The organism is Brachyspira pilosicoli (assembly GCF_019402445.1).
In the GTDB taxonomy this organism is placed as follows: domain Bacteria; phylum Spirochaetota; class Brachyspiria; order Brachyspirales; family Brachyspiraceae; genus Brachyspira; species Brachyspira pilosicoli_B.
In genome coordinates this window covers 1-3,061 of sequence record NZ_SRZM01000034.1, presented here as the reverse complement: position 1 = coordinate 3,061, position 3,061 = coordinate 1, and the positions used below count along the sequence as shown (strand labels likewise).

Here is a 3,061-nt window from a genome sequence, read left to right as displayed (position 1 = left end):
AGGGGGCAAAGCCACCACAAATAAAAAACTAAAAATTTTTTAAGATATAGTTAAATAACATATTTTATTATGTAGTTTATGTTTTATTCAACTTTTTCCCGCCTTACACTGTGTGGACTTCGTCAAAGTTGCAAAAAAAAATGCAAGTGCTTTAACTTTATATGTTTGTAATATATATTAATATAAAATTTTATTTTAATCTAAAAAATGCAGTTCTTTTACTTCTTTTATACCAATAAAAGAAGTAGAGTATAGGGCAAAGCCTCAGATATCAAAAAATATAAATTTGTTTTTAACAAAAATGTAGTTATTTATTATATACTGAAACAAATATATTCTATCAATTTGTTAAAAAACAAAAGCCTTGAAATTAATTCAAGACCTTTGTTCTTTAATGTAATAATTTTAATTCTTATGCTAAAAATCTAGAAATAACAGGCATTAAAATCTTTATTAATAAAAGAGCTGCCAATATCCAAGTAAATAATGTAATCTCTTTTGTTCTTCCTGTTAATAATTTTAATAAAGTGAAAGCTAATATACCAAAAGTGATACCCTCAGCAATACTATAAGCAAAAGGCATAAATATAATACAAACAAAAGAAGGTATAGCTTCTGTATAATCAGTAAGGTCAATTTCTAATATAGGAGTCATCATAAATAAACCAACTATTATAAGAGCAGGAGCAGTAGCAGCACTAGGAATTGATAAGAATATATGTGATAAGAATAATGATATAGTAAATAATATAGCAACTACAACAGCAGTAAGTCCTGTTTTTCCGCCCTCAGCAACACCAGAAGCACTCTCAACATAAGTAGTAACTGTAGAAGTACCCATACAAGCACCAAATATAGTGCCAACAGCATCTGCAAATAAAGCCTGCTTACAGCGAGGAACTTCTCCGCCCTTTGTAAGCATATTAGCCTTTGTACAAACACCCACCAATGTACCAACAGTATCAAACATATCCACAAAAAGGAAAGTAAATAATACTATAAACATATTAGGATGAAGTATATTAGCAAAATCTAATTTGAAAGCAACAGGTTCTAAAGAAGGAGGAGCAAAACTTGCATAAGGAGAAAGCTGAGTGATTCCCATAGGTATTCCTATTATAGTTGTTAATAATATACCTATTAATATAGCTCCTTTTACATTGTATGCAAGAAGTAAAGATGTTATTAATAAACCTATTATAGCAAGAAGTGGAGAGCCTGAAGTAATATCTCCTAATGAAATTAATGTTGCATCATTATTCACTATAATTTTAGAGTTTTGAAGACCAATAAATGCAATAAATAAACCTATACCAACAGAAATAGCTCTTTTCATATTAAGAGGTATACTATTTACAATAGCCTCTCTTACATTGAAAATAGTTAAAACTAAAAATATAATACCTTCAATAAAAACAGCAGTTAAAGCAGTTTGCCAGCTATAGCCCATACCAAGTACAACAGTATAAGCAAAAAAAGCATTAAGACCCATACCAGGAGCTAAAGCAAAAGGTAAGTTAGCTAATAGTCCCATAATTAAAGTAGCAACTATAGAAGATACCACTGTAGCAGTAAATACAGCCCCTTTATCCATACCAGTAGCACTAAGTATGCTAGGGTTTACAGCCAATATATAAGCCATAGTCATAAATGTAGTAATACCAGCTATGATTTCGCTTTTTACATTAGTGCCATTTTCCTTTAGTTTGAAAAACTTTTCCATAAATAATCCTTATAATAATTTTTAATAAAGAAACAATATATACATTTTTCATTATTATTGCAATAGAATATTTTGATATTATTATGCAAATAGATTTTTATTATACAAATAAAAGAAGAGACCTAAAAATATTTTTAAGCCTCTTCTCCAATAATAAGGAATAACTATTTTTTTATCAATTGTCTTTTTTATTAATCGTCAAACTCCTGACCCAACAAATTGCCTGCTTTGTCAATATAAAGCTCCATCATATTATTCATTTTTACTTTATAAACATTGTAATTTTCCATTTCTACAGCCCAAATTTCTGCTTGAGGATAAGTTGCTCTTGCTGTAGCTAACACTGCCTGAGGAACTTGATTAAGAGGTACATACCAATCAGCAAATAAAGCTGAAGAACCTATTACACTTAAAGCTATTAATAAACAAATTATTTTTTTCATTATTTACTCCTTTATTTTTTATATTTTAATATTAGTCGTCAAACTCTTGACCTAATAAATTACCAGCTTTATCTATATAAAGTTCCATCATATTATTCATTTTTACTTTATAAACATTATAATGCTCCATTTCTACTGCCCAAACTTGTGCTTGTGGATAAGTTGCTCTTGCTGTAGCTAATACTGCCTGAGGAACTTGATTAAGAGGTACATACCAATCAGCAAATAAAGCTGAAGAACCTATTATACTTAAAGCTATTAATAAACAAAATATTTTTTTCATTATTTACTCCTTTATTTTTATATTTTAATATTAGTCGTCAAATTGCTGACCTATTAAGTTACCATTATTATCAATATAAAGTTCCATCATATTATTTAATTTAACTTCATATATAGTGAATTGCTTTTCTATTTTAATAATAGCAGCCTGAGGATAAGTTTTATTAACAGTAGCTAAAACATTAGCAGGCAATATTGTAGTAGGCATATTTCCATAAGTTTTTACCTCTTTCCATTCACCATTAGGGAAAAAGTCAATTTGTGTTCCATTAGCTAAATATACTTCTATATCTTCCCAATCTCTCTCTATATAGCTTACTTCTGTATTCTTGAAATGTTTAGCTATAAAATCTTGAGTGTTTTGAGGTAAAGATGATAATGGCACTCCATATCCATATTGAACATTACTGTCTGGTGTTTGCATATAAGGATTATACATTGTCATATCATTTGCTGTATTAGTATCTGCTGAATTATTATTATTTTGTGCTAATAACAAGCTTGAAAATATTGATATAATAAAAATAACATTTAATAATTTTTTCATTTAATATCTCCTTGATGAATGTAAGTAAATTATCTTTACAATTATAATTATAGTATATAGTATGAG

General features: G+C 28.2%; 4 protein-coding genes. All 4 read right to left on the bottom strand.

Going from position 1 to position 3,061, the window contains the following annotated elements:
* Window positions 1-412: 412 nt before the first annotated feature.
* The 4 genes from E6A48_RS01420 to E6A48_RS01405 all read right to left on the bottom strand — a co-directional run bounded on the left by E6A48_RS01420 (window position 413) and on the right by E6A48_RS01405 (window position 2,995).
* Window positions 413-1,723 (bottom strand): NCS2 family permease, encoded by a 1,311-nt coding sequence (locus E6A48_RS01420; RefSeq protein ID WP_219708217.1) that lies wholly within the window; start codon window positions 1,721-1,723, stop codon window positions 413-415.
* Between the two features lie 191 nt (window positions 1,724-1,914).
* Window positions 1,915-2,166, bottom strand: a complete 252-nt coding sequence (locus tag E6A48_RS01415; protein WP_219708216.1) for a PepSY-like domain-containing protein — start codon at window positions 2,164-2,166, stop codon at window positions 1,915-1,917.
* A 31-nt stretch (window positions 2,167-2,197) separates the two neighbouring features.
* A complete protein-coding gene (locus E6A48_RS01410) occupies window positions 2,198-2,449 on the bottom strand; it encodes a PepSY-like domain-containing protein (protein WP_219708215.1) in 252 nt (83 codons plus the stop codon).
* Between the two features lie 30 nt (window positions 2,450-2,479).
* On the bottom strand, window positions 2,480-2,995 hold the full coding sequence (locus tag E6A48_RS01405) for a PepSY-like domain-containing protein (RefSeq protein WP_219708214.1): 516 nt from the start codon (window positions 2,993-2,995) through the stop codon (window positions 2,480-2,482).
* Window positions 2,996-3,061 lie beyond the last annotated feature (66 nt).